The 24,180-nt window shown below is 72.9% G+C and carries 26 protein-coding genes; 10 read left to right on the top strand and 16 right to left on the bottom strand.

Annotated elements, in window-relative coordinates; genetic code table 11:
* Nucleotides 1-9: 9 nt before the first annotated feature.
* Together P2H44_RS23720 and P2H44_RS23715 are read left to right on the top strand one after the other, a co-directional pair.
* Nucleotides 10-627 (top strand): cysteine hydrolase family protein, encoded by a 618-nt coding sequence (locus P2H44_RS23720; RefSeq protein ID WP_275767707.1) that lies wholly within the window; start codon nucleotides 10-12, stop codon nucleotides 625-627.
* A 1-nt stretch (nucleotide 628) separates the two neighbouring features.
* Nucleotides 629-1,447, top strand: coding sequence for a hypothetical protein (locus P2H44_RS23715; protein ID WP_275767705.1), 819 nt, complete (start codon nucleotides 629-631; stop codon nucleotides 1,445-1,447).
* A 40-nt stretch (nucleotides 1,448-1,487) separates the two neighbouring features.
* Here the strand turns inward: P2H44_RS23715 and P2H44_RS23710 are convergent, their stop codons facing one another.
* The 3 genes from P2H44_RS23710 to ubiG form a co-directional block, all read right to left on the bottom strand.
* Entirely contained in the window at nucleotides 1,488-2,234 is a 747-nt protein-coding gene (locus P2H44_RS23710) for a hypothetical protein (RefSeq protein ID WP_275767703.1), read from the bottom strand.
* Nucleotides 2,235-2,688: 454 nt separating this feature from the next.
* Nucleotides 2,689-3,504, bottom strand: coding sequence for an MBL fold metallo-hydrolase (locus P2H44_RS23705; RefSeq protein ID WP_275767701.1), 816 nt, complete (start codon nucleotides 3,502-3,504; stop codon nucleotides 2,689-2,691).
* Nucleotides 3,501-4,283 (bottom strand): bifunctional 2-polyprenyl-6-hydroxyphenol methylase/3-demethylubiquinol 3-O-methyltransferase UbiG, encoded by a 783-nt coding sequence (gene ubiG / locus P2H44_RS23700; protein WP_275767700.1) that lies wholly within the window; start codon nucleotides 4,281-4,283, stop codon nucleotides 3,501-3,503. Before ubiG ends, P2H44_RS23705 begins: the two co-directional genes overlap by 4 nt.
* Before the next feature lie 60 nt (nucleotides 4,284-4,343).
* On the opposite strand from ubiG, the gene pip reads away from it, so the two are divergent.
* Nucleotides 4,344-5,309: a prolyl aminopeptidase gene (gene pip / locus P2H44_RS23695; RefSeq protein WP_275767698.1), complete on the top strand. Its 966-nt coding sequence runs from the start codon at nucleotides 4,344-4,346 to the stop codon at nucleotides 5,307-5,309.
* Between the two features lie 95 nt (nucleotides 5,310-5,404).
* On the opposite strand, the gene P2H44_RS23690 is transcribed toward pip, so the two are convergent.
* The 6 genes from P2H44_RS23690 to P2H44_RS23665 form a co-directional block, all read right to left on the bottom strand.
* Nucleotides 5,405-6,268 (bottom strand): urea carboxylase-associated family protein, encoded by an 864-nt coding sequence (locus P2H44_RS23690; RefSeq protein ID WP_275767696.1) that lies wholly within the window; start codon nucleotides 6,266-6,268, stop codon nucleotides 5,405-5,407.
* A gap of 412 nt (nucleotides 6,269-6,680) precedes the next feature.
* The gene (locus P2H44_RS23685) at nucleotides 6,681-6,983 is read right to left on the bottom strand and encodes a hypothetical protein (RefSeq protein WP_275767694.1); all 303 of its coding nucleotides are present in this window, start codon (nucleotides 6,981-6,983) and stop codon (nucleotides 6,681-6,683) included.
* A 152-nt stretch (nucleotides 6,984-7,135) separates the two neighbouring features.
* Entirely contained in the window at nucleotides 7,136-7,456 is a 321-nt protein-coding gene (locus tag P2H44_RS23680) for a 2Fe-2S iron-sulfur cluster-binding protein (RefSeq protein ID WP_275767692.1), read from the bottom strand.
* Nucleotides 7,457-7,617: 161 nt separating this feature from the next.
* Nucleotides 7,618-9,048 (bottom strand): MATE family efflux transporter, encoded by a 1,431-nt coding sequence (locus P2H44_RS23675; protein WP_275767690.1) that lies wholly within the window; start codon nucleotides 9,046-9,048, stop codon nucleotides 7,618-7,620.
* An 84-nt stretch (nucleotides 9,049-9,132) separates the two neighbouring features.
* Nucleotides 9,133-10,389: an MFS transporter gene (locus tag P2H44_RS23670; protein WP_275767688.1), complete on the bottom strand. Its 1,257-nt coding sequence runs from the start codon at nucleotides 10,387-10,389 to the stop codon at nucleotides 9,133-9,135.
* A 425-nt stretch (nucleotides 10,390-10,814) separates the two neighbouring features.
* Nucleotides 10,815-11,654, bottom strand: a complete 840-nt coding sequence (locus tag P2H44_RS23665; RefSeq protein ID WP_275767686.1) for a VPLPA-CTERM sorting domain-containing protein — start codon at nucleotides 11,652-11,654, stop codon at nucleotides 10,815-10,817.
* Nucleotides 11,655-11,830: 176 nt separating this feature from the next.
* On the opposite strand from P2H44_RS23665, the gene rimO reads away from it, so the two are divergent.
* Nucleotides 11,831-13,198 carry a 30S ribosomal protein S12 methylthiotransferase RimO gene (rimO, locus tag P2H44_RS23660; protein ID WP_275767684.1) on the top strand — a complete coding sequence of 456 codons (1,368 nt, stop codon included), beginning with the start codon at nucleotides 11,831-11,833 and terminating at the stop codon, nucleotides 13,196-13,198.
* Between the two features lie 35 nt (nucleotides 13,199-13,233).
* Here the strand turns inward: rimO and P2H44_RS23655 are convergent, their stop codons facing one another.
* The 4 genes from P2H44_RS23655 to P2H44_RS23640 form a co-directional block, all read right to left on the bottom strand.
* Nucleotides 13,234-14,283 carry a calcium-binding protein gene (locus P2H44_RS23655; protein ID WP_275767682.1) on the bottom strand — a complete coding sequence of 350 codons (1,050 nt, stop codon included), beginning with the start codon at nucleotides 14,281-14,283 and terminating at the stop codon, nucleotides 13,234-13,236.
* 100 nt (nucleotides 14,284-14,383) lie between these two features.
* Entirely contained in the window at nucleotides 14,384-14,941 is a 558-nt protein-coding gene (locus P2H44_RS23650) for a hypothetical protein (protein ID WP_275767681.1), read from the bottom strand.
* A gap of 204 nt (nucleotides 14,942-15,145) precedes the next feature.
* Entirely contained in the window at nucleotides 15,146-15,574 is a 429-nt protein-coding gene (locus tag P2H44_RS23645; RefSeq protein WP_275767679.1) for a BrnA antitoxin family protein, read from the bottom strand.
* Between the two features lie 290 nt (nucleotides 15,575-15,864).
* A complete protein-coding gene (locus P2H44_RS23640; protein WP_275767677.1) occupies nucleotides 15,865-16,446 on the bottom strand; it encodes a PA14 domain-containing protein in 582 nt (193 codons plus the stop codon).
* A 130-nt stretch (nucleotides 16,447-16,576) separates the two neighbouring features.
* On the opposite strand from P2H44_RS23640, the gene P2H44_RS23635 reads away from it, so the two are divergent.
* From P2H44_RS23635 to P2H44_RS23625, 3 genes are read left to right on the top strand one after another with little or no spacing between them, the layout of a single operon-like run.
* A complete protein-coding gene (locus tag P2H44_RS23635) occupies nucleotides 16,577-17,194 on the top strand; it encodes a ParA family protein (RefSeq protein WP_275767675.1) in 618 nt (205 codons plus the stop codon).
* 8 nt (nucleotides 17,195-17,202) lie between these two features.
* Nucleotides 17,203-17,766, top strand: a complete 564-nt coding sequence (locus P2H44_RS23630; RefSeq protein ID WP_275767673.1) for a GNAT family N-acetyltransferase — start codon at nucleotides 17,203-17,205, stop codon at nucleotides 17,764-17,766.
* 44 nt (nucleotides 17,767-17,810) lie between these two features.
* The gene (locus P2H44_RS23625; protein WP_275767671.1) at nucleotides 17,811-18,446 is read left to right on the top strand and encodes a GntR family transcriptional regulator; all 636 of its coding nucleotides are present in this window, start codon (nucleotides 17,811-17,813) and stop codon (nucleotides 18,444-18,446) included.
* Nucleotides 18,447-18,608: 162 nt separating this feature from the next.
* Here the strand turns inward: P2H44_RS23625 and P2H44_RS23620 are convergent, their stop codons facing one another.
* Nucleotides 18,609-18,920 (bottom strand): EthD family reductase, encoded by a 312-nt coding sequence (locus P2H44_RS23620; protein ID WP_275767669.1) that lies wholly within the window; start codon nucleotides 18,918-18,920, stop codon nucleotides 18,609-18,611.
* A gap of 219 nt (nucleotides 18,921-19,139) precedes the next feature.
* Here P2H44_RS23620 and P2H44_RS23615 point away from each other — a divergent pair, with 219 nt between their 5' ends.
* The gene (locus P2H44_RS23615; protein WP_275767667.1) at nucleotides 19,140-19,652 is read left to right on the top strand and encodes a hypothetical protein; all 513 of its coding nucleotides are present in this window, start codon (nucleotides 19,140-19,142) and stop codon (nucleotides 19,650-19,652) included.
* A gap of 39 nt (nucleotides 19,653-19,691) precedes the next feature.
* On the opposite strand, the gene purD is transcribed toward P2H44_RS23615, so the two are convergent.
* Complete coding sequence (gene purD, locus P2H44_RS23610) at nucleotides 19,692-20,969, bottom strand: phosphoribosylamine--glycine ligase (RefSeq protein WP_275767665.1); 1,278 nt, start codon at nucleotides 20,967-20,969, stop codon at nucleotides 19,692-19,694.
* A gap of 146 nt (nucleotides 20,970-21,115) precedes the next feature.
* Between purD and P2H44_RS23605 the strand changes: the two genes are divergently transcribed.
* Nucleotides 21,116-21,634 carry a DUF1203 domain-containing protein gene (locus P2H44_RS23605; protein WP_275767663.1) on the top strand — a complete coding sequence of 173 codons (519 nt, stop codon included), beginning with the start codon at nucleotides 21,116-21,118 and terminating at the stop codon, nucleotides 21,632-21,634.
* A 387-nt stretch (nucleotides 21,635-22,021) separates the two neighbouring features.
* On the opposite strand, the gene leuB is transcribed toward P2H44_RS23605, so the two are convergent.
* The gene (leuB, locus tag P2H44_RS23600; protein WP_275767662.1) at nucleotides 22,022-23,125 is read right to left on the bottom strand and encodes a 3-isopropylmalate dehydrogenase; all 1,104 of its coding nucleotides are present in this window, start codon (nucleotides 23,123-23,125) and stop codon (nucleotides 22,022-22,024) included.
* 319 nt (nucleotides 23,126-23,444) lie between these two features.
* Between leuB and P2H44_RS23595 the strand changes: the two genes are divergently transcribed.
* Nucleotides 23,445-24,146 (top strand): haloacid dehalogenase type II, encoded by a 702-nt coding sequence (locus tag P2H44_RS23595; RefSeq protein WP_275767661.1) that lies wholly within the window; start codon nucleotides 23,445-23,447, stop codon nucleotides 24,144-24,146.
* Nucleotides 24,147-24,180 lie beyond the last annotated feature (34 nt).

The raw sequence follows: 24,180 nt of genomic DNA, 5'->3' as shown, positions 1-24,180 counted from the left end.
AGCCTGCCCATGCCCCGCCAGCCCATGATCGTCGGCAATCCCGTGGTCCTCGTCATCGACATCCAGAAGGGCGGCTTCCTCGACGGCTACGACGGCGGCATCCCCAAGATGGCCGACTGGCGCCCCAACATGGGCCGCGCCCGCCAGGTCATCGACGCCGCCCGCGCCTCCGGAACCCCGCTGATCTTTTTCCAGGAGGCGCACCGCCCCGACATGATCGACTTCGGCCGCGAGCTCGACGGGACCGAGACCGTCCACTGCGTCGAGGGCCGCGAGGGCACCGAGATCGCGATCGAGGAGACCGGCTACCGCCCCGGCGAGGACTATTTCATCCGCAAGCGCCGCTACTCCTGCTTCTTCGGCACCGAGCTCGAGATCCTGCTCAAGGGCCTCAAGGCGCAGACCCTGATCCTGATCGGCGGGCTGACCGACGTGTGCTGCCACTACACCTTCGCCGACGGCCACCAGCACGACTACCACTGCCGCATCGTCGGCGACGCGGTCGGCGGCAGCTCCGACGCCGCCCACGCGGCCTCGCTGGCGGCCATGGAGTATCTCCAAACCGGCGCCGTGCGCTCGACGCAGGAGATCGTCGCTGGCCTCCATGCCCTGAGATCGGCCGCCTGAGATGACCGCCGCCCCCTCCGCCGCCGAACCGCCGCCGCCGCCGCCGGGCCTGCCCGGCGCCCTCTCGGTCGAGCCCACGCTCGCCGACGTCCAGGGCCTGTGGCGGCGCCTGTGGCTGCGCACCCCGGCGGCGGAGGACGCGACGACCGAGGTCCACTGGCTCCAGGCCGGTCCCCTGCACGTCGACCTGCGCCTGCCCGCCGATCCCCCCGACGTGCGCGGCGCCCGCTCCCTCTCCGACCTGCCGCCCCGGGTCCTGCGCCTGCTGGCGCGGGCCGAGGGCTTCGCCGGCGCCACCGCGGTCGAGCGGGGCGTGTGCACCTGGACCCGCCGGGTGAACTGGCGAGGGCCCCTCGACGGGCCCGACGTCGGCGCCCTCTTTTTCGAGAACGGCGACCTCATGGAGCGGGGCGTCTTCGCCGACTACGCCGAGCTCTGGCGCCGCCTGCCCGGCGCCGGCCCGCTCGCCGCCCGCCAGCTCCGCCGCGCCGACGGCCAGGCCGCGGTGCTGGCCCGCGCGGGCGAGCGCTTCCTGCTGGGCCGCGGCGCGCCCGAGGCGCTGGCCGCCCCCGCCTCCCTCCCCGTCCGGCTGGAGCGGGCGCTCGCCCACCGCCACCGCGGCGCCCTGCGCCGGCTGTTCGACCAGGAGTTCTGCCACGGCCGCCTCACCCCCGGGGGCGGGATCATCGAGCGCTCGACCAACCCGCTGCGCGAGGGCGCGCTCGCCTTCCCCCCGGACGCCTTCACGGCCGAGGTCGTCCACCTCACCGCCCAGGATTTCGACGGCGTCACCGAGGAGAGCGCCTGGTTCCCCGTCTGAGGCGCCCGGCCTGTCCCGCCGCAAGGCCCCCGGCCGCGCCTCAGGCCGCGTCGCGGATGCCGCCGCCGGCCGGCGCCGCGCGCGCGCCCGGCCGGTCCCCGCCGCGCCGGGCGGCGCGCTCGACGCGTCGCGCCTCGTCGCGCAGCGCCGCGTCCAGCCGGCGCGCCAGCGCCCGGCGGGCGCGGCCGGCGCGCACCTGCTCGGTGCGGGCGCTGCGCGGCAGCCAGGCCCGGCGCCCGTCCTGCATCTCGACGACCGAGAACCTCTGCCGCCCCGCCACCAGCAGCGCGTCGCAGCCGCTCTCGGCGACGACGGTCAGGGCGACGCCGCGCAGCGCGCCCTCCGGCCCGTCGGGCTCCAGATCGGCCATGGCCGCCTCCATCAGGTCCGCGAAGCTGCCCAGGTCGCGGTGCTCCCCGCTCTCCAGCGGCCCCTTGAGCGTGGCCTGCAGGCTGTCGTCGGCGGCGCGGCGCGAGTCGCTGTTGCGGTCGCTCGCCACCGCCGTGCGGCTCGCCCATCGCGTCCCCTCGCCGACGCGCCGGGCCCCGATCTCGAACTCCAGGTCGGCGATCACGCTCACCACGTCGATCGGCTCCGCCCCGAGGTTCGAGACCATCAGGTGCGCCCGGTCGCCCGCCCCCGCCGCCCGGCTGATCAACAGGTTCGACCGTCGCTGCCGGCGGAAGCCCGCCAGCAGAAGGTGAAGATAGACGATCCAGATCCCCGCGGTGAGCCCCTGCACGGCGATCTGGACCAGCGTCGCGTTCTCGGAGAGCCAGTCCAGCATAGCCGCCCACGTGGCGCCTGCACGCCCCGTTTCAACCCGCCTCCCCCCCTCGGATCCCCCCATGGATCCCCGTCCGACCGCCCGCCCCGCGCGCCCGGCGCCGCAAGCCTCCTCGCGAGCGCCTGTTCTCCGGAGCCGTCCATCGCTGATGCCGTGAAGAGCGAGTCGCCGGGCGGGGTCAGGGATCGCGAAGCGACCCCGCGCCTGCGCGGGGCTTGTCCTTGACCCCGCCCGGCGACTCGCTCAGGCATCTTCAGCGATGGACGGATCCGGAGGACAGGCGCGGGCCTGTTCTTGGGTGGGTTCCGGAAGCGCCCCTGCGCGCGATGCGCGCTCCGGCGAAGCCGGACAGGCCTCCTGCGCGCGATGCGCGCTCAGGCGCAGTCGGGCCTGCCTCCTGCGCGGGAACCGCGCCCCGGCGCAGCCGGGCCAGCCAAGCCCGCCCGCAGGGCGCCTAGCTCCACTTCGCCAGGTATTCCGCGCAGATCTCGCGCATCCGCGCCTGCCCGAAGCTCAGGTCATGCCCGCCGTGGACGATGGACACCTCCATCCCCGCCAGCCGCTTCAGCGTGACGAGATAGTCCTCCATCACCCCGATCGGCAGCAGCGGCCCGTCGTAGATCGCGTCGCCCGAGAACAACGTCCCGTCCGCCTCGTCCAGCAGCCCGATGCCCCCCGCCGAGTGCCCCGGCAGGTGGATCACCGTGAAGGCGCGGGCGCCGAGCTCCACCCGGTCCCCCTCCTCCAGCAGCCCCGTCGCCGGCGCCGCGTTCAGCCGGTAGGCCGAGGGGTCGTAGTGCTCCGAGGGGCGCGCGTCGATCAGCAGGTCGGGCAGCGGGCGATAGCCCTCCGCCTCGAACCCGTCGCGCATCGCCTGGGGGATCTCGTCGCGGAACAGGGTCGCGAGCCCCGCGTCCGTCTTCTCCAGGTCCGCCGCCTCGGCGGGGTGGATCAGGCGGCTGTCGAACTCCCACGACCCGCCCATGTGGTCGATATGCGCGTGGCTCAGCACATGCACCAGCGGCTTGGACGCCTCCCGCAGCCCGTCCACGAAGGGCGCCAGCAGGCCCACGCCCATGCCTGAGTCGATCAGCATGTCGCGCTCCGAGCCCTCGACCAACCACAGGTTCGCCTGCAGCAGCGGGTCGAGATGCGGCTCGACGATCTTGGTCACGCCGGGCGCGACCGCCTCGGCCGTCCACCACTCCGCCACCGGCAGGGCGCGGGCGCGGGCGCGGACCTCGGCGCCGACGGGATCGGGCGCGCTCATCCCCGGCCCTCCCGCTTCACCGAGCAGGTCACGTAGTTCACCGACAGGTCCCGGCCCGAGATCGACCAGCTCCACGTCACCGGGTTGAAGACGAAGCCCTTGCGGTCCACCACCTCCAGCCCCGAGGCGGCGATCATCCCCGCCAGCTCGTCGGGCGTGATGAACTTCGACCATTCGTGCGTGCCCTTGGGCAGCCAGCGCATCACGTGCTCGGCCCCCACGATGGCCATCATGAAGCTCTTGGGATTGCGGTTGATGGTCGAGCAGACCATCAGCCCCCCCGGCCTCACCAGCCGCGCGCAGGCGCCGAGATAGGAGGCGGGGTCGGGCACATGCTCGACCACCTCCATGTTCAGCACCGCGTCGAAGCTCTCCCCCGCCTCGGCAAGCGCCTCGGCCGAGGTGGCGCGGTAGTCGATCTCGAGCCCCATCTTCTCGGCATGGATGCGCGCCACGGGAATGTTCCGCTCGGCGGGATCGACGCCCACCACGGTCGCGCCCAGCCGCGCCATCGGCTCGCACAGCAGCCCGCCGCCGCAGCCGATGTCGAGGATGCGCAGCCCCGCGAAGGCGTTCGGCTGCGCCGGGTCCCGCCCGAACTCGGCCGCGATCTGCTCGACGACATAGCCCAGCCGGCACGGGTTCATCATGTGCAGCGGCTTGAACTTGCCGTTCAGGTCCCACCATTCCGCGGCCATCGCCTCGAACTTGGCGATCTCGCCCGGGTCGATGTTGGTTCCCGCGAAACGGTCGGCTTCGGTGTGGTTCGTGGACGTCATGTGGCGATCCGCTCCGCTCCCGGCGCTTGTGATCCGCGCCTGATGTGACATAGATCGGACATGCGCGAAAGCGACGCCGACATATCGGCCCGACAGGCCCTCTATCCCACCATCGAGCCCTACGCGCGTCTGCGGCTCGAGGTGCCGGGCGGTCATGACCTCTACGTCGAGCAATGCGGCAACCCCAAGGGCAAGCCCGTGGTGGTGCTGCACGGCGGCCCGGGGGGCGGCTGCTCGCCCGGCATGCGCCGCTTCTTCGACCCGGAGGTGTTCCGGGTGATCCTGTTCGACCAGCGCGGCTGCGGCCGCTCCCGCCCGCACTCGAGCCTCGCCGAGAACACCGCCTGGGATCTCGTCGCCGACATCGAGCGCATCCGCGAGAAGCTGGGCATCGACAAGTGGATCCTCTTCGGCGGCTCCTGGGGCGCGACGCTCTCGCTGCTCTACGCCGAGACCCACCCCGAGCGGGTGGAGGCGATGGCGCTGCGCGGCGTCTTCCTGATGATGAAGCGCGAGCTCGCCTGGTTCTACGGCGGCGGCGCCGGCCAGTTCCGCCCGGTCGAGTGGAAGCGCTTCGCCGAGGCGGTGCCCGAGGCCGAGCGTCACGACCTGATCGCCGCCTACCACAAGCGCCTGACCTCCGACGACCTGATGGAGCAGACCCGCTTCGCCCGCCTCTGGGCCGGGTGGGAGGCCGCCTGCGCCACGCTGCAGGGCGGCGGCGGCCACGGCCCCGACGGCGCCTATGCGCGGGCCTTCAGCCGGATCGAGTGCCACTACTTCGTCCACCAGGGCTGGCTCGAGCGCGACGACCAGATCCTCGCGAACACGCCGCGGCTGGCGAACATCCCCGGCCACATCGTCCAGGGCCGCTACGACCTGATCTGCCCGCCCCTCTCGGCGCAGCTGCTGCACGAGGCCTGGCCCGGCTCCCAGCTCCACATGATCCAGCAGGGCGGCCACGCGCTGTCCGAGCCCGGCATCGCCGTGAAGCTCGTCGAGATCATGAACGGCCTGCGCGGCTGATCCCGCCGGGCCCCCGGCCCCTTCCGACGTTTCTCAAAGGCCAGGTGGGCGTCCTCGGGGGCGTCGAACCCCCTCGGTCGCGGCCCCCTCCGGGCTCAGAGCCCGTGGCTGCGGTCGTAGGCCGAGGGCCCCGGGCTCTCCCACCCCTCCAGCGTCGCAGGATCCGGGCGCAGCACCTCCATCCTCAGCGGGAAGCAGGCGGCGGCGTCCGAGGAATGCGAGGCCGAGCAGTCGCCCCCCGGGCAGGCCGACAGGCCCGCCAGCAGGTCGATCTCGGCGAACAGGGTCAGCGCGTCGCCCGGGCGCACCGGGCTCGCCTTCATGAAATACTGGTGGGTGTCGCGGGTGAAGCCGGTGCACATGAAGACGTTGAGCACGTCATGCACCAGCGGCTCGGCCGCCTCGGGCGCGAGCCCCGTCGCCTCCGCCAGCGCCCGCACCAGGTTGGAATGGCAGCAGTGGTGGTAGTCGCCGCCCGAGAGCAGCCGGTTGGTGTAGGGATCGCAGCGGGTGCCGATCACGTCGTGCACTCCGCCCCCGTCGGCGTCGAACCCGTACCATTCCAGGTCGTCCGCCACGATCGTCGCCAGCGGGCGCAGCCAGGGCAGCACGCTCCACAACCTGTGGCCGCGGGTGACGTGGGTCCCGTGCAGGGCGCGGGTCTTGCCGGAGAAGAACCGCTCCTCCAGCCGCGCCGCGTTCCACAGGTTCAGGTCCCCCACCTGCGGCCCGTCGACCGAGACGATGCGCAGGAAGTGCCCCGCCGGAACCGCGATGCAGCGTGCCTCGCGCGGGGGAACCAGCGCCTCGTCCACCGCCTGCGCCGAGGCCAGCGCCGCGGCGTAGCGCGCCAGGTCCGGCGGCGGCAGCGCGTCGTCGGGATAGGCCACCACCGGCCGCGCCGCCCGGCGCAGGTCGGCGTCTTCGGGCTCGGGCACGGCGGAGGGCGGACGCGGCATGGATCTCTCCCGGAAGGCTCGCCCGCCACCCTGCCCCGCGGCGCGCGCAGAGACCAGAGGCGCGCCCCGCAACCGCCTCGCCCACGGGGCCCCGGAGGCCTCCGCGCCCCGCCCGCCCGGCGCTCCGCAATGCGCCCCGCCCGCGGACGAGGCGAGTCGGGTCGCGGGTCAAGGCTCGCGAGGCGACCCGGCGAAGCCGGGCTTGGCCTTGAGGCGCGGCGCGACTCGGCCAGCACGCTCGCCAGAGGCCGGCCCTGCCGGCCGTCTCAGCAAAAGGCGAAAACGACCCGGAGGCGCAACGTCGGAGGCTCCTCCCTCCGCCCGCCCCAGGAAACGGCGCCCAAACGCGCCCCCGCCCGCCCCGCGCCGCGAGCCCTTCAGGACCCCCGCGCGCGACGCCCGCCGCGGCGCCTCAGGCCCCGAGGTCGGGGGCCGGGCAGTCCAGGGGGGCCCTCTCCCGCCAGGCCTCGCGCAGGCGCCCCTGGGCGCCCGGCATCCAGGCGGTCACCGCGCCATTGTCCAGCGCCACCGCCCAGCAGCGGCGGTCGTCGGGGTCGTCCTCGTAGAGAAAGCAGATCAGGCCGTCGTCGGCCTCCCAGCGCCCGTGCAGGCACAGGCCCGAGGCGTCGCGCCACTGCACCGAGCCGCCAGGGAAATACTGCTCCGAGCCGAACAGCCGCCCGCCCAGCCCGTAGTGCAGGGTCCAGCCCTCCACCGCGCGGGCGAAGCCGGGGCCGTCGAGGCGCCCCGCCTCCTGCCCGCCCGCCGGCGCAGCGGCGCCCGCCAGACAGACGAAGGCCGCCGCCGCCGCGATCAGGCGGCGGCCGCGGCCGGGGTCAGCCTCCCGCGCGGCGGGACGGCGCGGTCTCAGATCTGCTTCTCCGGCATCCGCACCACCAGCCCCTCGAGCTCGGGCGTCACCTTCAGCTGGCAGGTCAGGCGGGAGTTCTCCTTGGGCTCGAAGGCGAAGTCGAGCATGTCCTCCTCCATCGCCTCCTTCTCCGGCAGCTTCCCGGTCCAGGAGGGATCGACGTAGACATGGCAGGTCGAGCAGGCGCAGGCGCCGCCGCAGTCGGCCTCGATGCCCGGAATCCCGTTGTCGCGCGCGCCTTCCATCACCGTCAGGCCCTCTTCCACGTCCACGACGTGCTCGGTTCCGCCGAATTCGATGTAGGTGATCTTGACCATGCAGGCCTCTCCCGCCTCCGGTGCGTCGCATTGGGTATCGGCCGGTCCTAGCCCGCCTTTCGCCCGGAAGCCAGAGCCAAACCGCACGCGCGCGTCACCCGCCGCGCCGCCGCGCCGAAGCTCACGCAACGTCACTCGGCCGGGCCCGCGGGCCCCCGCCCTCAGGCGGCCATCGCGGCGCGGGAGCGTTCGATGCGCTCGGCGAGGCCAGTCACGAAGCGCCAGCCGGCCCAGCCCGCGACCAGGCCCGCGGCGGCCATGCCGGCGGCCTGGGCGTAGACCACGCCCTCGGCCCCCTCGACCGTTCCGGCCACGACCCACAGCATCAGCGGCACCGCCAGCCCGTCGCGGCCCCAGTTCACCGCGGTCGCGCCCAGCGGGCGACCCAGGGTGTTGAAGGCGGCGGTGGCGACGAAGGCGCAGCCGGCGAACATGAAGCCCGCCGCCCCCAGCGTGGCGAAGGCATGGACCACCTCGGCCCCCTCCTCCGACAGGCTGAACCCCGCCGAGATCGCGCCCGAGGCCGCGTAGAGGATCGCCCAGATCGCGCCGACGTAGAGGAAGCAGAACACCACCGCGTCGCGATAGGTGCGCACCACCCGGTGCATCAGCCCCGCCCCGTAGTTCTGCCCGAAGATGCCCCCGATGGCGCCGGCCAGCGACAGCACGCCCGCGAAGGCCAGCACCGTCATGCGGCTGACCACCGCCCAGCCCGCCACCGCGCTAGGCCCGTAGTGGGAGATCGCGGCGGTCAGGATCGCGTTCGCGACCGGCGTCGACATCTGCGCCAGCCCGCTGGGCGCTGCGATCCGCAGCACCCGCCCCGTATCCGCGCGCAGCGCCCGCCAGGTCGGCCGCGCCACCAGGTCGTGCACCCCCACGCAGAAGCGGTAGCCCATGGTCGCGGTGGTGAACCGGGTCAGCGCCAGCGCCAGCGCCGCGCCGGTGATGCCCAGGTCCAGCCCCGGCAGGCCCAGCACCTCGTCGAAGATCAGGAAGGGCGCCGCCAGCGCCACCACGATCCCCGCCGACAGCGTCACCATCATCGCGCGGCGCGCATCCCCCGCCGCCCGCAGCACCGAGGAGCCCAGCATCCCGAAGGTCATGAACGGCATCGTCGGCAGGGTGATCGCCAGGAAGTCGACCGCCTCCTCCAGCACCTCGCCCTCGGCGCCCAGCAGGCGCACCACCGGGCGGCGCATCGCCACCAGCGCCAGCGCCCCCAGCACCAGGAACCCGCAGGCCAGCGTCATGGTCGAGCCCGCGATCCGCCGCGCCGCCTGGCGGTCCCGCGCGCCCAGCTCCCGGCTGACCAGCGCCCCGGCGGCGATCGAGAAGCCCATGCCCATCGCCACGGTGAAGAACTGCAGCGTCCAGGCGTAGCCCACCGCCGAGGTCAGCCCCTCGTTCCCCAGCATCGAGACGTAGAGCAGCGTCACGAAGTCCACGAGGAACATGAAGGTCAGGCCCAGCGAGCCCGTCAGCGTCATCACCGACACGTGCCGCATGATCGAGCCGGTGGTGAAGCGCCCCGCCTCCCCCTGCGGCGCCGGTCCGGGGGGCACGGCCTCGGGCAGGCCTGCGTCAGCCATGCGCGCCTCCGCCGGCCGGGCGGCGCGGCCCGAAGGGCGCGCGCAGGGCGGAGGGGAGGATCGCAGCCATCGCGCGCGCCCGGTTCACTCCGCCGGCGTGGCCGGCGGGGGCGGGCTCAGCGGCGCGCGGGCCGCGAGGATCGTCTCGCGCCCCTCCTCCGGGTGGCGGGGGATCAGCCGCGCCAGCCCCAGCGAGCACGCCGCCAGCCCCACAGCGAGGACGAACACCGCCTCGGGACTGACCAGCCACAGGTAGCCCAGCGAGGCGGGCAGGAAGACCGCCGCGATATGGTTGATCGTGAAGGCCACCGCCGCCGTCGGCGCGATGTCGCCCGGCGCCGCGATCTTCTGGAAATAGGTCTTCAGCGCGAAGGCCATCGCGAACAGCAGGTGATCGACGACATAGAGCGCCGCCGCCGCCCAGGCCGGCCAGTCGAAGGCGTAGATCCCGGCGTAGAGCGTGAACACCCCCACCAGCCCCGCATACTCCAGCGTCAGCGCCAGCCGCTCGCCGAAGCGGGCGATCATCCGCCCCACCAGCGGCGCGAACAGCATGTTGGCCAGGTAGTTGATCAGGAACAGCGCCGTGACCTCGTGCACCTGGTAGCCGAATTTCTCGACCATCATGAACGCCGCGAAGACCACGAAGATCTGCCGCCGCGCGCCCGAGAAGAACTGCATCAGGTAATAGAGCCAGTAGCGCTTGCGCAGCACCATCTTCTTGATCTGCGGGTTCGGCGCCTCCCACTTGGGGAAGGCGAACCAGGCGAAGATCACGACCGCCAGCGTGGCGATGCCGCCGACCAGGTAGACCGTCTCGTAGCTCAGATCGAAGGCCTTCCAGGCCCCCACGATCAGCGCATAGGCCGCGAGCGAGGCGGCCGAGGCCGCCGACAGGATCCAGCCCAGCACCTTGGGCGCCTGCTCCTTCGACAGCCATTGCAGCTGGAGGGACTGGTTCACCGTCTCGTAGTAGTGGAAGCCGAGCGAGCCGATGAAGGTGGTGATCAGCAGCCCCCCGAAGGTCGGGAAATAGGCCGTCACCGCCACCGCGGCGCCCAGCGCCATCAGCGAGATCAGGGCCAGCGTCTGCTCGCGCACGAAGATGATGACGGCGATCACCCCGATGGCCGCGAAGCCTGGGATCTCGCGCACCGTCTGCAGCCAGCCGATGTCCGAGCCGTCGAAGTTCGCCGCCTCGATGACGAAGTTGTTCAGCAGCGCGTTCCAGGTCGCGAAGCTGAGCGGCATGCCCGCGGCGAGCAGGATCAGCAGGGCCACGGGACGGCGCCAGAACGGGTAGTTCGGAGCTTCGGCGATGGGGACGGGAGAGCGGCTCATAAGGCGGCCTTAGCCCTTCCGCAAACGGATGGCGAGCGAAATCGTCCGGCGATGAACGCGTATCGGCTCGCGGGTGCTGCGCGTAGGCCCGCCGCAGGCGCAGGCCCGGCCCGCGCAACCGTCTGGATCGACGGATCCGGCCGCGTCCGCGCCCCCGGCGGCCGTCCTGCGCGGCCGAGACCGTGGGCGTCGCTCCGGTCAGGCCGGGTTCAGCCTCCGGGCGCCCGTCTCGGCCCGGCGCCGGAGCGGCCCGCCCGCTCGATTCGCGGCCGGATCCCGGCGGCCTGTCGCTCCCGGCCGCCGTCGCCGGGCCCGCGTGCCGCCCGATCTCGTCCCCCGCGCCGCGACCGGCGCCCGGAAACGAAGAAAGCCGCCCCGAAGGGCGGCTTTCCTGTTGGATCGGGTCGCGCCTTGCAGCGTCGGCCTCAGGCCTTCTTGCGACGCTTCGCGGCGAAGAGGCCCAGGCCGGCCATCGCGGCGCCCAGCATCGGCAGGGCGGCGGGCAGCGGCACGGCGGTCGACTCGGCGGCGCCGCGGACCTCGAGGGCGAGGCGGAAGCGATACTCCAGCGCGTCGTCCAGCAGCGTGTTGATCGCGAACTGGTCGGTGCCCGAGGCGGAGTTGCCGTTCTGGGTCAGGTGGAAGCCCCAGTTGGACTCGCCGAACAGGGTCGAGCCCGGGCCGAAGTAGGTGGTGTTGCCGCCGATCACGTAGCTCGGCATCCAGTTCGACCACGCGGTCGGCAGCGTCGCGCCGGCGGTGCGGGTCTGATAGGTCACCGTCCAGTTGAAGTAGGAGTATGCGGTGCTGCCCGGGGTGACGATCGTGCTCAGCAGGTAATCGAGCGTCATGTCGAGCGACAGGTTGGTGTCGGCCGTCAGACCCGCGATCGTGACGATCGTGCCCAGCGTGTTGGCGTTGGTGGGCAGCTTCACGTTGGTGTTCGGGTTCGACCAGTAGGCGTCCGACGCCGAGGTGTCGCCGGTCGCGACGCCGCTCAGCAGGATGTCGTTCTCGCCCGACCCGGTCCCGACGGTGTTGACCGTGTTGGTGAACGTGCTGACGCCGCCGGCGTCAACGTAGCCGGACTTCTCGACGCCCGAGTAGTAGTTCACGATCGAGACCGTGCCGGTCCCGCCGAGCGACGCGGTCGTCGTGGTGTCCACGTCCACCGAGTAGCTCGCGTACGCCGAAGCGTTCTGCGGCAGAAGAGCAGCGACCCCCACGAGCGCCAGGCCGACGATCCCCACATTCAGGCTGCGCATTCCCAACTCCATATCCTTCGGGCGAGCTTCCCCGGCTCGCGAACATCTGTTCGGGAGCGGGGCGAATGGCCGTTGCTCCTCGATCTGCCCCGTTTTAACAGACAATTCATATCGTGAGAAGCTGAAAACGCCTCGCCCGGCCTTCCCGCCCCAGACAGAGACAAAGCGCCCCGATCATGAGCAACCGTTCGCCGGAAACCCCGATCCCGTCTCGAAAAGTGGGCATGGTCTCGCTCGGCTGCCCCAAGGCGCTGGTCGATTCCGAGCGAATCCTCACCCGCCTGCGGGCCGAGGGATACGACTTCTCCCCCGATTACGCAGGCGCCGACGCCGTGATCGTGAACACCTGCGGCTTCCTCGATTCGGCCCGCGCCGAGTCGCTCGACGCCATCGGCGAGGCGCTCGCCGAGAACGGCCGCGTGATCGTCACCGGCTGCCTCGGCGCCGACCCCGCCTTCATCACCGGCCAGCACCCCAAGGTCCTCGCCGTCACCGGCCCCCAGCAGTACGAGCAGGTGATCGAGGCGGTCCGCGCCGCCGCCCCCGTGGCCCCCAATCCCCTGATCGACCTCGTGCCCCCGCAGGGCCTGAAGCTGACGCCCCGCCACTACGCCTGGCTCAAGATCTCCGAGGGCTGCAACCACAAGTGCGCCTTCTGCATCATCCCCCAGCTCCGCGGCCCCCTCGCCTCCCGCCCCGTCCACGCGGTGCTGCGCGAGGCCGAGAAGCTGGCCGAGGCCGGGGTGCGCGAGCTGCTGGTGATCTCCCAGGACACCTCCGCCTACGGGCGTGACCTGCGCCACCCAGTTCATCGCTGGCGCGATGATGAATACCGCACCCACGTGCAGGACCTCGCCCAGGGCCTCGCCTCCCTCGGCCTGTGGACGCGGCTGCACTACATTTATCCGTACAAGCACGTCGACGCCCTGATACCGCTGATGTGCCGGACCTCGGCCGAGGCGGCGCCCGCCGGCCTCCTCCCCTATCTCGACATCCCCTTCCAGCACTCCCACCCCGAGGTGCTGCGCCGGATGCGCCGCCCCGCCGCCTCCGAGGACACGCTCGAGCGGCTGGCCGCCTGGCGCGCGATCAACCCCGACCTCGTGGTCCGCTCCACCTTCATCGTCGGCTTCCCCGGCGAGACGGAGGACGAGTTCCAGCACCTGCTCGACTGGCTCGAGGCCGCCCAGCTCGATCGCGTCGGCTGCTTCAAGTACGAGAACGTGGTCGGCGCCCCCTCCCGCGATCTCCCCGACCACGTGCCGGAGGCGGTGAAGGAGGAGCGCCACGCCCGCTTCATGGAGGCCGCCCAGCGCATCTCCGCCGCCAAGCTCGCCGGCAAGGTCGGGACCAGGGCCTGGGCGGTGGTGGACGAGATCGACGTGGACGGCGACGCGGTGGCCCGCACCGCCTCCGACGCCCCCGAGATCGACGGAAACGTCTTCGTCGAGGCCGCCGAGGGCGAGACCTTCGAGGTCGGCGAGATGATCCGCATCGAGATCACCGACGCCTCGGAGTACGACCTCTTCGGGCGCACGGTCTGAATGGCCGAGCGGGGCCGCCCGGCCCCGCTCCCGCCTCAGAACAGGGAGAAGTCCTCGAGGCCCAGCCCCTCGATGTCGCCCTTTACCTTCAGGAAGAACGCGTCGAACGCGACGGTCGCGACGTTCTTCTTCACGTCGATCTCCAGCTGCTCGAGGTCCTCGCGGCTCTCGAACCCCAGGTCGACCTGGATCGTGTCCCACCCGTCCTGGAAATCGAGGATCACGTCGACGCCCATCTCCCGGCTCGAGTAGCCCGACCAGCTGTAGAAGAACGTGTCCTCGCCGCCGCCGCCCTTCACCTTGTCGGCGCCGACCCGGCCGTTGAGGCCGTTGTCCCCGCGGTCCCCCACCAGCACGTCGTCGAACAACGTGCCGCGGATGCTCTCGATGTTCTTGAGCTTGTCGACGTCGCCGTCGGAGTCCTTCGACTTCCCCTTGTTCAGCCAGACCTTCACCGAGACGTCGCCGTCGATGTACTTGCCCCGGTCGTAGCAGATCCAGTCGTCGCCGCCGCGGCCGTTGAACAGGTCGTCGCCGCCCCGGTCGCGGAAGAGGTTGTCCCCGCCGTCGCCCAGCACCTTGTCGTCGGTCACGTCGACATGGACGTTCTCGATGTTCTTCAGCACGTCCCGGCCGCCCGAGGGGTCGATCGCCACCCCCTTCTTCAGGTCGACGAACGTGCCCCGCGTCGCGAAGGGCGAGACCCAGAAATAGATCTGGTCGATGCCGCCGCGGCCGTCGACGTAGTCGTCCCCGTCGACCGGCGAGAAGGTCTCGGCCGCGCCGGACCCCAGCAGCCGGTCCGACCCGGCCGAGCCGACCACCTCCTCGATGCTTTCCAGGAAGGCGTCGGCGCCGGTGGTGTCGCGGGCCTTGCCCTTCTTCAGGTCGGCCCACATCCCCCGGTCGTCGAGGCTCGCGTCGTCGATGAACCCGTAATAGGTGTCGAAGCCCTCGCCGCCGTAGAAGCTGTCGACGCCCTCGGACTCCCAGAGCTTGTCGTCCCCGCCGAAGCCGTAGAGGCGGTCGTCGCCGCCCTCGCCCTTCAGGTCGTCCGGCCCCGCCGTGCCGTTGAAATCGGTCATCCTCACCCCTCCGCCCGCGCCCAGCGTCAGGGCAGGTTAACATCGCATTCAGCAAATGGAACCCGAAGACGGACGCAGCGTCCGAAGGGGCGAAACGGGGTCAGCCCTGCTTCGCCGCGTCCCGCAGCCCGCGGATGAGCATGAAGACCTGCCCCGGATCCTCGACGTCCAGGAACCCCAGGCTGCGGTGGCGGACCGTGCCGGGGTCGTCGCCGCTGCGCCGGAAGGTCTCGCGGTGGAACCAGACCGAGCCGGAGCCGTCGCCGTGCTCCTTCAGCTCCAGCACCTCGCCCTCGAGGATCGGGCGGGCCATGACCGTGCGGCCGAAGATCGGGTCGCGGGTCAGGACGGCGCCGCGGCGGTCGGTCAGGACGTAGACGGTCGCGGCGCGGCGGCGGGGCTCGTACCACAGGCCGGCGATCAGGGCGGCGAGGCCGAAGCCGATCGCGACCAGCGCCGGCAGGGCCGCGAACGCGTCGCCGCCCGTCGCGCGAAGCTGCGCCTGCGCCATCCAGATCCCGCCCAGCGCCGTCGGCCCGCCCACGATCAGGCCGGCGAGCTGCGGCAGGCCCCACCCCGCGCGCGGGACCGGCCGGCCGCGCCACAGGAGGCGCTCGCCCGGCTCCAGCTCCAGTTCCAGCGGCCTGCGCGCGGCCATGCGGACCCCTCCCCTGCAGACCCGCAGGCGCGGCGGGGGCCGGGCCCCGGCCGCGCCGCTCCGCGGCTTCCCCGGACGCGGCGCGGCGATGCGCCTCCGGCCGCCGGGCCTCTCCCCACGGAACCACCCCGGACCGGCCTCGTCCAGCCTCGGCCGCGCCGAGGTCCGGCCGGGCGCATGGGGGATCCCGGCCCCGGCCGAGCCTCAGATCGCCCCGTCCGCCTTCGCCTGCCAGTAGGCCCGCAGCACCGTGTTGATCCGGGTCTGGTAGCCGGGGCCCATCTTGCGGAACCAGCGCAGGACGTCGTCGTCCAGGCGCAGGGTCACGCGGGTCTTGCCCGGGGCGACGGGCGCCTCGATGTCGGTCAGCCGCCAGCCGCGCGGGATGACCTTGAGCTGTTCGCGCCGCGCCTCGTCCTTGGCGCGCAGGATCGACTCGCGCTCGCGCCGGTTGCGCAGGCGGCGCTCGGCGGCGTCGAGGTCGACGCCGCGCAGCTCGCGGTCGAGGTCGCGCATGATCCGGCCCAGCATCAGCTGGCCCTCCGCCAGCTCCATCTCCCCGCGCGAGGCCAGGCGCAGGGCCGAGGCCTCGGCCTCCTCCGCCAGACTCAGCTCATTGCTCTTGCAGCCCATGTGCAGCCCCTCCGCCCGGCCGCCGCGCCCCGCGTCCCCGCCGGCGGACGGCGGCCGGGGCCCGCGGGCGGAGCCGGCGAGTTTGCCTCGACCTAGGTGAAAATGGCGTTGAACCCGGCTTGCGGTCCGCCCCGCCGAGACGCCGTTCCGGCGGGCGGACGCAACGCGCGTGCAGACGCGCGTCTGCACGGATCGTGCACGGGGTCTCGCCCGGGCCCGATGCGTGGAGGCCACATCCATGACGGGGGATTCGGTGCGCCCCGGCGGAGGCTCCGCCGGGGCCGCGCGGCTCACTGGTAGCCGGTCGCCTCGTTGGGGGTCCACGCCCAGGACCCGCCGGGCGGCTGCCACTCCATCATCAGGCAGGAGGTGTTCAGGCGCTGGAACCAGACCGCCTCGACCTCGTACCAGCCGGGCTCCTCGATCAGGTAGTCGTCCTTCCAGCCGAGCGTCTCGCAGGTGTGGCGGCCGTCGTGGCGGTAGACCTCCTCGCCCCCCACCATCACCTCGAGCCCGTCGTTGGAATGCCAGCGCATCCGCCAGATGCCGGCCTGGTCGAAATGCAGGTAACCCTTTATGATCGCGACCACTCTCTCCGCGCGCTTCGAGGTCAGGGCGTTCTGGCCCGGCGCGCTGTCCATGTAGTCGAAGCCCACCAGCGGGGGGCCGGTCTCGGCGCCCGAGCGGTAGTCCTTGGCGATCTTCAGCTCGCGCACCTCGGCGGGGTAGCCGTATTTCACGGACAGGCCCTGCTTCAGCCCCTCGGGCTGCGGGTCGGCGCGCTTCAGCTTCACCGGCTCGGCCAGCGCGGCCCCCGCCGCGACGATCCCCGCCAGCGCCAGCGCGGCGACGGTCCCCAAGCGTGATCTCATCCCCATCTCTCCCAGTCGGTCCCCGGACGTCAGGCATCCTCGCCGCACCGCGCCCCCCGCGCAACCGCTTGCCATTCCGCCCCAAAGAGTTTTCGTTCCGTTAACACGCCCGCATCCCGGAGATCCGTCGATGACCCGCACCCTCGTCTTCGCCCAGCAGAAGGGCGGCGCCGGCAAGACCACGCTGCTGGTTCAGACGGCGGCGGCGCTGGCGGCGATGGGCCGGGCGCCCTCGCTGGTGGACCTGGACCCCCAGCGCAGCCTGACGCGCTGGAACGACCTGCGCGGCGCCGACGCCCTGCCGATCGAGAGCGCGTCGGAGTGGCAGGCCTCGACCGCGCTGCGCCGCGCCGCCAAGGCCGGGGAGATCGTGCTCGCCGACTGCCCGGGCAACGCCGACGTGCTGCTGCGCGCCGCGGTGCGCGCGGCCGACCTGGTGGCGATCCCCTGCCAGCCGAGCCCCATGGACGCCTGGGCCACCCAGCCGATCCTGGAGATGGCCGCGCGCGAGAAGACGCCCGCCGTGGTGATCCTCAACCGCGTGCCGCCCCGCGGCGGCGCCGGCCCCGCGGTCGAGGCGGCCCTGGCCGAGGCGGGCGCCGACATCCTGCCGGTCACGCTGGGCAACCGCGTCGCCTTCTCGACCGCCTTCCTCGAGGGGCGCGCCGCCTCCGAGACCTCGCCCCGCTCCACCGCCGCACGCGAGGCGCAGGCGCTGGTCGAGGCGCTGCTGGCCCGCCTCGGCTGACCCTGCGCATGACGCCCCTGCCCCCGATCGAGACCGAGCGGCTGATCCTGCGCCCGTTCCGGCAGAGCGACCTCGCCCCCTTCGCCGCGCTCAACGGCGACCCGGAGATCATGCGCCACTTCCCCCGCACGCTAAGCCGCGACGAGACCGCGGCGCTGATCGAGCGGATCGAGGCGACGCGCGCCCGCGACGGCGTCTGCTTCGAGGCTGTGGAGGAGAAGGCGACCGGCGAGCTCGTCGGCATGGTCGGGCTCAACGCCCCCGACTTCGAGGCCCATTTCACCCCCTGCATGGAGATCGGCTGGCGTCTGGCGCGCTCCGCCTGGGGCAAGGGCTACGCGACCGAGGCGGCGCGCGCCCGCCTCGCCACCGCCTTCGCCCCGGCGGCCGAGGGGGGGCTCGACCTCGACGAGGTCGTGGCCTTCACGGCGCAGGATAACGCCCCCTCCCGCGCGGTGATGGCGCGGCTGGGGATGACCCGCGACCCCGCGGACGATTTCGATCACCCCGCCCTGGCGCTAGGGTCGCCCCTGCGCCGCATGGTGCTCTACCGCATCCGCCGCGCGGCCTGAGCCGCCGGCCCCTGCCATGGAGAGCCGAGATTCGGAGGCCAGAGATGTCGCGCGACGGCGCGCCCGACGCCTACGCCCTGATCCTCGACGCGATCGACCGCGGGAAATACCCCCCCGGCGCGCGCCTGGTGGAGACGGAGCTCGCCGAGCGCTTCGGCGTCTCGCGCACCCCGATCCGCGAGGCGCTGGGCCGGCTGGAGACGCAGGGCGTCGTCGCCCATGACGGGCGCCGCGGGCTGGTGGTGGCCTCGCTCGACCACAACCAGCTGGGCGAGCTCTACGAGGTGCGCGCCGTCGTCGAGGGGCTGGCCGCCCGCCTCGCCGCCCGCCATGCCGCCCCCGAGGAGCAGGCGCTGCTGCGCCGCCTCGTGGAGGACAGCCGGCGGATGACCCACGACGCCGAGGCGCTGCGCGACAACAACCGCCGCTTCCACCGGCAGCTCCACCTCGCCTCGCACAACCGCTACCTCAACACGATGCTCGACGGGATCCGCCGCTCGATGGCGCTGCTGACGCTGACCTCGCTGGCCGATCCGACGCGCGGGGCCGAGACGGTGGAGGAGCACGACGCCATCGCCCGGGCCATCGAGACGCGGGACGAGGACGCCGCCGACGCCGCCGCCCGCCTGCACATCTCCCGCGCCTACGAGACCCGCCTGAAGATGGAGGCGGAGCGCTAGGGCCCCCGGCCCGTCCGGGTCCCGACCGCTCCCGCTCCGTCACGGCCGTCCGGCCCGGAAACGGCGCCCCCGCGGCGCCCCGGTCGCCCTGCGCCGCGCGCGTCCGGCCGGCCCCGGGCGCGACGCCCGACGCGGCGCCTCCGCGCCGAGAACGACCGCGCCTCAGGCGATCACTTCGCCGATCAGCAGGTCCGGCTGGCAGGTGGTGAAGTTGGCGATGTCGGCGAGCACCGGCCCGGCCTCGCCCAGCGCCGCCTGCATGGCGGCCTCGTCGGGGAAGGTCATCGTGGCGACCGCGAAGTAGCCCGGCGCCACGCCCGGCCCGCCCGCCAGCCCCTTCGAGGCCGAGATCCCGCTCAACCCCTTCGGCCCGAAGTGCTTCTGCACCAGCGGCAGGTGCGTGGACGTGTAGTAGTCGTAGTCGAAGGTCGCGCCCTCGGTGATCGGGTAGATGGCCTGGACGGTGATCGGCATCGACGCCTCCCTTGCGCGGCGATCCTGCCGCCTGGGGAACCTTCCCGCATGGCGGAGAGGCGCGCAACCCTCGCGAGGGCGACCGCCGCGCCGAGACGCCGGGAGTTGAGCCGCCGGTCCCGCCCCGGCCCCAGGTTAATGCTGATTCACCAAGCGCGGAGCGGTTTCCCTGCCGCGGGCGCCTTCAACGACTCGGTGGGGAAAGTTAAATCTTTACGCATGACCTATCGGATCCCCGCCTTCCGCCCCCGCGCCGCCCGGCTCCCGCTCGACCGCGCCCGCCGTCTCGGGGCGCTCGCGCTCCTCGCCGGGGCGGGATGGGCCCTCGCGCTCGCCCCGGCCCAGGCCGGCGCGCAGGACGAGCCCACCCGCGACCAGCTCGCCGCCGAGGGGCAGGACCTCTCGCCCGAGGAATGGCAGGCGCTCGCGGGCGGGCGCACCGTCTGGTACCGGATCGAGGGCGAGGTCTGGGGGCGCGAGAGCTACCGGTCCACCCCCGGCCACGTCACCTTCCAGTTCCCGGACGGCGAGTGCCTGGAGGCCGACTGGACCTATTCCGAGCCGTGGTTCTGCTTCGATTTCGGCATGGCGCTGGGGGGCGGCCCGCCGCACTGCTTCCGCCACATCCGCTACCAGGACAAGCTCTGGGCCCTGTCGCGCCTGGGCGAGCCGCAGCTGATCGACCGGATCGACTCGACCCCGCTGAGCTGCGGCCTCGACCCCACCAGCTGACGACGACAGGGGCGGGGGCGGCGGAGCCGGGACCCGGCCTCAGTCCGCCTTCAGCGCCCGCGCGCCGATGTCGGAGCGGTTGAAGCCGCCCGGCCAGTCGATCCGCGCCACCGCGCGATAGGCACGGGCCACGGCCTCCTCGAGCGTGTCGCCGCGGGCGGTGACGTTCAGAACCCGGCCGCCGTTCGACAGGATCCGGCCGCCCTCGGCGCGGGTGCCGGCATGGAACACCACCGCCTGGGGGTCCGAGGCCTCGGCCGCCGGGATGCCCCGGATCTCCTCGCCCTTCGCATAGGCGCCCGGATAGCCGTTCGCGGCGATCACCACGGTCGCGGCGGCGTCGTCGTGCCAGGTCACCGGCACGTCGCCCAGCCCCTCGCCCTTCGCGCAGGCGAGCAGCGCGGGCACCAGGTCGCTGTCCATGCGCAGCATCACCACCTGGCACTCGGGATCGCCGAAGCGGACGTTGAACTCCACCAGCCGCGGGCCGGTCTTGGTCAGCATCAGGCCCGCGTAGAGCACGCCGCGGAACGGCATCCCCCGCCGCGCCATCTCGGCGATGACGGGGCGGCAGATCTCGGCCATCGCCCGCTCCTGCAGCTCCGGCGTCAGCACCGGGGCGGGAGAGTAGGCGCCCATGCCGCCGGTGTTGGGGCCTTCGTCGCCGTCGAAGGCGCGCTTGTGGTCCTGCGCGGGGGCGAGCGCCACCGAGGCCTCGCCGTCGGAGAGGACGAAGAGGCTCGCCTCCTCCCCCTCCATGAATTCCTCGACCACCACCTCGGCGCCGGCCTCGCCGAAGGCGCCGCCGAACATCTCGTCCACGGCGGCCAGCGCCTCGTCGAGGGTCATGGCCACGACGACGCCCTTGCCGGCGGCGAGCCCGTCGGCCTTGATCACGATGGGCGCGCCCTGCTGGCGGACATAGGCCTTGGCGGACTCGGCGTCGGTGAAGCGGCCCCAGGCGGCGGTGGGGGCGCCCACGGCGTCGGCGATCTCCTTGGTGAAGGCCTTCGAGGCCTCCAGCCGCGCGGCCTCCTTCGAGGGGCCGAAGCAGGGGATGCCGGCGGCGCGCACCGCGTCGGCCGTGCCGGCGGCGAGCGGCGCCTCGGGGCCCACGACCACCAGGCCGATGCCGTTCGCCTCGGCCCAGGCGGCGACCTCGCGCCCGTTCTCGGGGTCGAGCGGCACGCACTCGGCCAGCTCGGCGATGCCGGCGTTGCCGGGGGCGCAGAACAGGCGGTCGCAGAGGGGGCTCTGCGCGATCTTCCAGGCGAGCGCGTGCTCCCGCCCGCCGCCGCCGAGGATCAGGATGTTCATGCGCGTCTCCCGCCATGCCGCCGTCGCCGCGGGCGTCTTACGGAACGTCTGCGCCGGGGTCCAGACGGCGAGCGCAGGATTCGGGTCGCGAAGCGGTCCCCGCCGCCGGAAACTCCCGGGACAGACCCTGACCCGGAGCCCCCGCGATGCCCCCTCTCGACGCCTCTTCCGCCCCCGCCGACGCCGTCTCGCGCCCCGCGGCGCTGGCCTACATCCCGATCTCCGCCGAGGAGGCCGCCGCGATCCGCGCCGGCCGCCCCGACGCCTACGGCGCCGCCCCCGAGCGCGTGATCGCCGAGGGCGGCCCCGCCCCCTGCCGCTGCTGCCTGAGGAACATCGAGCCGGGCGAGCCGATGCTGATCCTCGCCCATCGGCCGTTCCCCGCGCTCGATCCCTATGCCGAGACCGGCCCGATCTTCCTGCACGCCGAGCCCTGCGCGCCCCACGACCCCACGGTCCCCGCGACCGGGATCTGCCGGGTCAACAAGATGCTGGTGAAGGGCTACCTCGCGAACGACCGGATCCACTACGGCACCGGCCGGATCGTGCACCCCGACGACCTGCCCGAGGCGGCGGCGGAGCTGCTCTCCGACCCGCGCACCGCCTACCTGCACGTCCGCTCGGCGACCAACAACTGCTACCAGTTCCGCATCGAGCGCGCCTGACCCCAGCCAGGCGCGCCCTGCGCAACGCCCGCGGGCCTCGCGAAGCGCCTGTTCTTCGGAGCCGTCCGTCGCTGATGCCGTGAAGAGCGAGTCGGGGGGAGGGGTCCAGGATCGCGAAGCGACCCCGCGCTTGCGCGGGGCTTGTCCTTGACCCCTCCCCCCGACTCGCTCAGGCATCTTCAGCGACGGACGGATCCGAAGGACAGGCGCGGCCCCTGTTCTTTGGTGAGCTCCCGAAGCGCCCTTCCGGGCGCGCAAGGCGCGCCCCCGCGCAGCGGCCAGCCGACGAGCCCCGCCTCGGAGGCCCCCCCTTCGCCCTCGGCGCCCCCGAACCGCAAAGGGCGGCCCGAGGGCCGCCCTTGTCTCAAGCGAAACTGAAAGCGCCCGTCAGGCGAGCTCGCCCAGCTTCGCCACGATCGCGTCGCCCATCTCGGCCGTCGAGACCGGCTGCGCGTCGCCCGCCTGCATGAGGTCGGCGGTGCGCTTGCCGTCGGCGAGCACCGCGTCGATGGCGCGCTCCAGCAGCGCCGCCTCGTCGAGCTTGCCGAAGGAGTAGCGCAGCGCCATGCCGAAGCTGAGGATGCAAGCGATGGGGTTGGCCTTGCCCGTGCCGGCGATGTCGGGCGCAGAGCCATGCACCGGCTCGTAGAGCGCCTTGGGCCGCCCGTTGGCCATCGGCAGGCCGAGCGAGGCCGAGGGCAGCATGCCCAGCGAGCCGGTCAGCATGGCCGCCACGTCCGAGAGCATGTCGCCGAACAGGTTGTCGGTGACGATCACGTCGAACTGCTTGGGCCAGCGCACCAGCTGCATGCCGCCGGCGTCGGCGTACATGTGGCTCAGCTCCACGTCGGGGTATTCGGCGTCATGGACCTCCTGGACGACGTCGCGCCACAGGATGCCGGACTCCATCACGTTGGCCTTCTCCATGGAGCAGACCTTGTTGTTTCGGGCGCGGGCCAGCTCGAAGGCCGAGCGCGCCACGCGGGCGATCTCGCCCTCGGTGTAGCGCTGGGTGTTGATGCCCACCCGCTCGTTGCCTTCCTTGAAGACGCCGCGGGGCTCGCCGAAGTAGACGCCGGAGGTCAGCTCGCGCACGATCATGATGTCGAGCCCGCCGATCACGTCCTTCTTCAGGGACGAGAAGTCGGCCAGCGCGTCGAAGCACACGGCGGGGCGCAGGTTGGCGAAGAGGTCCATCTCCTTGCGCAGGCGCAGCAGGCCGCGCTCGGGCTTCACCGAGAAGTCGAGCTTGTCGTACTTGGGCCCGCCCACGGCGCCGAGCAGCACGGCGTCGGCGGCCTGCGCCTTCTCCATGGTCTCGTCGGCCAGCGGCTTGCCGTGGACGTCGTAGGCGGCGCCGCCGACCAGGTCCTCCTCGACCTCGAAGGCGAGGCCCTTGTTCGCGGCGAACCAGTCGATGACCTTGCGGACCTCGGTCATCACCTCGGGGCCGATGCCGTCGCCGGGGAGGATCAGGAGTTTGTCGGGCATGTCGCGGGCGCTCCTCATGGATCGTGGGCCGATCGCGGCCGCGAAGCGGCGTAGCCCCGCCCGCGGATGGGGTCAAGCGCAGGCAGGCGCCGCGGCGGCCGTCGCGCCCGCGGGTTCGGGCGCGCGCGCGGCGCGGCGCCGGCGTTCCGCGCCTGGGCGCCGTTTCGGGGGGCGCGCGTCGGGAGGGACCTCGGGCGCGGGCCGCCCCGCCTCGTGCGCAGGGGGCGCAGGCGAGGGATCCGGCGCGGCCGCGGTGCTCGACAGTCGCGGTCGGCGCTGCGATCCTGCGGAAAACTCGACAGGCCAGGGAGCCGCCCAGATGAAGCCCAAAGCATTGATTTTCGACGTCTTCGGAACCGTGGTCGACTGGCGCGGAGGGGTGGCGGCCTTCGTCGCCCCGGCGCTGCAGGCGCGGGGGCTGACCGTCGAGCCCACGGCCCTCGCCGACGCCTGGCGGGCCGAGTACCAGCCGGCCATGCAGCGCATCCGCGAGGGCGGGCGCGGCTACATCCCCCTCGACGACCTGCACCGCGAGAACCTCGACCGCGCGCTCGAGGCGCTGGGGATCGCCGACGCCTTCGACGCCCCCGCCCGCGACGCCCTCAACCCCGCGTGGGAGGCGCTGCCGCCCTGGGCGGACGTGGCCGAGGGGATGGCGCGGCTGCGCGAACGCGTCTTCCTCGCGCCCTGCTCCAACGGCTCGACCGCGCTGATGGTGCGGCTGGCGCGCTTCGCGGGGCTGCGCTGGGACTGCATCCTGGGCGCCGACGTGGCGCGGAACTACAAGCCGGAGTCGGTGGTCTACCACGCCTCGGCCGCGGCGCTGCGGCTGGCGCGGGGCGAGGTGATGATGGTCGCCGCCCACGACGGCGACCTGCGCGCCGCCCGCGCCGCCGGCCTGCAGACCGCCTTCGTCCCCCGCGCCGGCGAATACGGGACCGGAAAGCCCGAGATGCCCACCCAGACCTACGACGTGATGGCCGAGGATTTCGTGGACCTCGCCCGGCAGATCGGCGGTTAGTCGGCTAACTCTGGCACGGGGGCGGGCGGGCTCT

This window comes from Albimonas marina (assembly GCF_029223255.1).
Classification (GTDB): Bacteria; Pseudomonadota; Alphaproteobacteria; order Rhodobacterales; family Rhodobacteraceae; genus Albimonas.
This window is presented reverse-complemented; position numbering and strand designations above follow the sequence as displayed.

Excerpts from the sequence above, each read along its gene's own strand:
- P2H44_RS23645 (WP_275767679.1), bottom strand. The coding sequence starts at position 15,574 with ATGGGCTGCAAGAGCAATGAGCTGAGTCTGGCGGAGGAGGCCGAGGCC.
- P2H44_RS23720 (WP_275767707.1), top strand. The coding sequence starts at position 10 with ATGCCCCGCCAGCCCATGATCGTCGGCAATCCCGTGGTCCTCGTCATC.
- P2H44_RS23595 (WP_275767661.1), top strand. The coding sequence starts at position 23,445 with ATGAAGCCCAAAGCATTGATTTTCGACGTCTTCGGAACCGTGGTCGAC.
- rimO (WP_275767684.1), top strand. The coding sequence starts at position 11,831 with ATGAGCAACCGTTCGCCGGAAACCCCGATCCCGTCTCGAAAAGTGGGC.
- P2H44_RS23650 (WP_275767681.1), bottom strand. The coding sequence starts at position 14,941 with ATGGCCGCGCGCAGGCCGCTGGAACTGGAGCTGGAGCCGGGCGAGCGC.
- P2H44_RS23690 (WP_275767696.1), bottom strand. The coding sequence starts at position 6,268 with ATGCCGCGTCCGCCCTCCGCCGTGCCCGAGCCCGAAGACGCCGACCTG.
- leuB (WP_275767662.1), bottom strand. The coding sequence starts at position 23,125 with ATGCCCGACAAACTCCTGATCCTCCCCGGCGACGGCATCGGCCCCGAG.
- purD (WP_275767665.1), bottom strand. The coding sequence starts at position 20,969 with ATGAACATCCTGATCCTCGGCGGCGGCGGGCGGGAGCACGCGCTCGCC.
- P2H44_RS23675 (WP_275767690.1), bottom strand. The coding sequence starts at position 9,048 with ATGGCTGACGCAGGCCTGCCCGAGGCCGTGCCCCCCGGACCGGCGCCG.
- P2H44_RS23615 (WP_275767667.1), top strand. The coding sequence starts at position 19,140 with ATGACCTATCGGATCCCCGCCTTCCGCCCCCGCGCCGCCCGGCTCCCG.
- ubiG (WP_275767700.1), bottom strand. The coding sequence starts at position 4,283 with ATGACGTCCACGAACCACACCGAAGCCGACCGTTTCGCGGGAACCAAC.
- P2H44_RS23620 (WP_275767669.1), bottom strand. The coding sequence starts at position 18,920 with ATGCCGATCACCGTCCAGGCCATCTACCCGATCACCGAGGGCGCGACC.
- P2H44_RS23625 (WP_275767671.1), top strand. The coding sequence starts at position 17,811 with ATGTCGCGCGACGGCGCGCCCGACGCCTACGCCCTGATCCTCGACGCG.
- P2H44_RS23640 (WP_275767677.1), bottom strand. The coding sequence starts at position 16,446 with ATGAGATCACGCTTGGGGACCGTCGCCGCGCTGGCGCTGGCGGGGATC.
- P2H44_RS23705 (WP_275767701.1), bottom strand. The coding sequence starts at position 3,504 with ATGAGCGCGCCCGATCCCGTCGGCGCCGAGGTCCGCGCCCGCGCCCGC.
- pip (WP_275767698.1), top strand. The coding sequence starts at position 4,344 with ATGCGCGAAAGCGACGCCGACATATCGGCCCGACAGGCCCTCTATCCC.
- P2H44_RS23630 (WP_275767673.1), top strand. The coding sequence starts at position 17,203 with ATGACGCCCCTGCCCCCGATCGAGACCGAGCGGCTGATCCTGCGCCCG.
- P2H44_RS23655 (WP_275767682.1), bottom strand. The coding sequence starts at position 14,283 with ATGACCGATTTCAACGGCACGGCGGGGCCGGACGACCTGAAGGGCGAG.
- P2H44_RS23635 (WP_275767675.1), top strand. The coding sequence starts at position 16,577 with ATGACCCGCACCCTCGTCTTCGCCCAGCAGAAGGGCGGCGCCGGCAAG.
- P2H44_RS23680 (WP_275767692.1), bottom strand. The coding sequence starts at position 7,456 with ATGGTCAAGATCACCTACATCGAATTCGGCGGAACCGAGCACGTCGTG.
- P2H44_RS23605 (WP_275767663.1), top strand. The coding sequence starts at position 21,116 with ATGCCCCCTCTCGACGCCTCTTCCGCCCCCGCCGACGCCGTCTCGCGC.
- P2H44_RS23710 (WP_275767703.1), bottom strand. The coding sequence starts at position 2,234 with ATGCTGGACTGGCTCTCCGAGAACGCGACGCTGGTCCAGATCGCCGTG.
- P2H44_RS23665 (WP_275767686.1), bottom strand. The coding sequence starts at position 11,654 with ATGCGCAGCCTGAATGTGGGGATCGTCGGCCTGGCGCTCGTGGGGGTC.
- P2H44_RS23715 (WP_275767705.1), top strand. The coding sequence starts at position 629 with ATGACCGCCGCCCCCTCCGCCGCCGAACCGCCGCCGCCGCCGCCGGGC.
- P2H44_RS23670 (WP_275767688.1), bottom strand. The coding sequence starts at position 10,389 with ATGAGCCGCTCTCCCGTCCCCATCGCCGAAGCTCCGAACTACCCGTTC.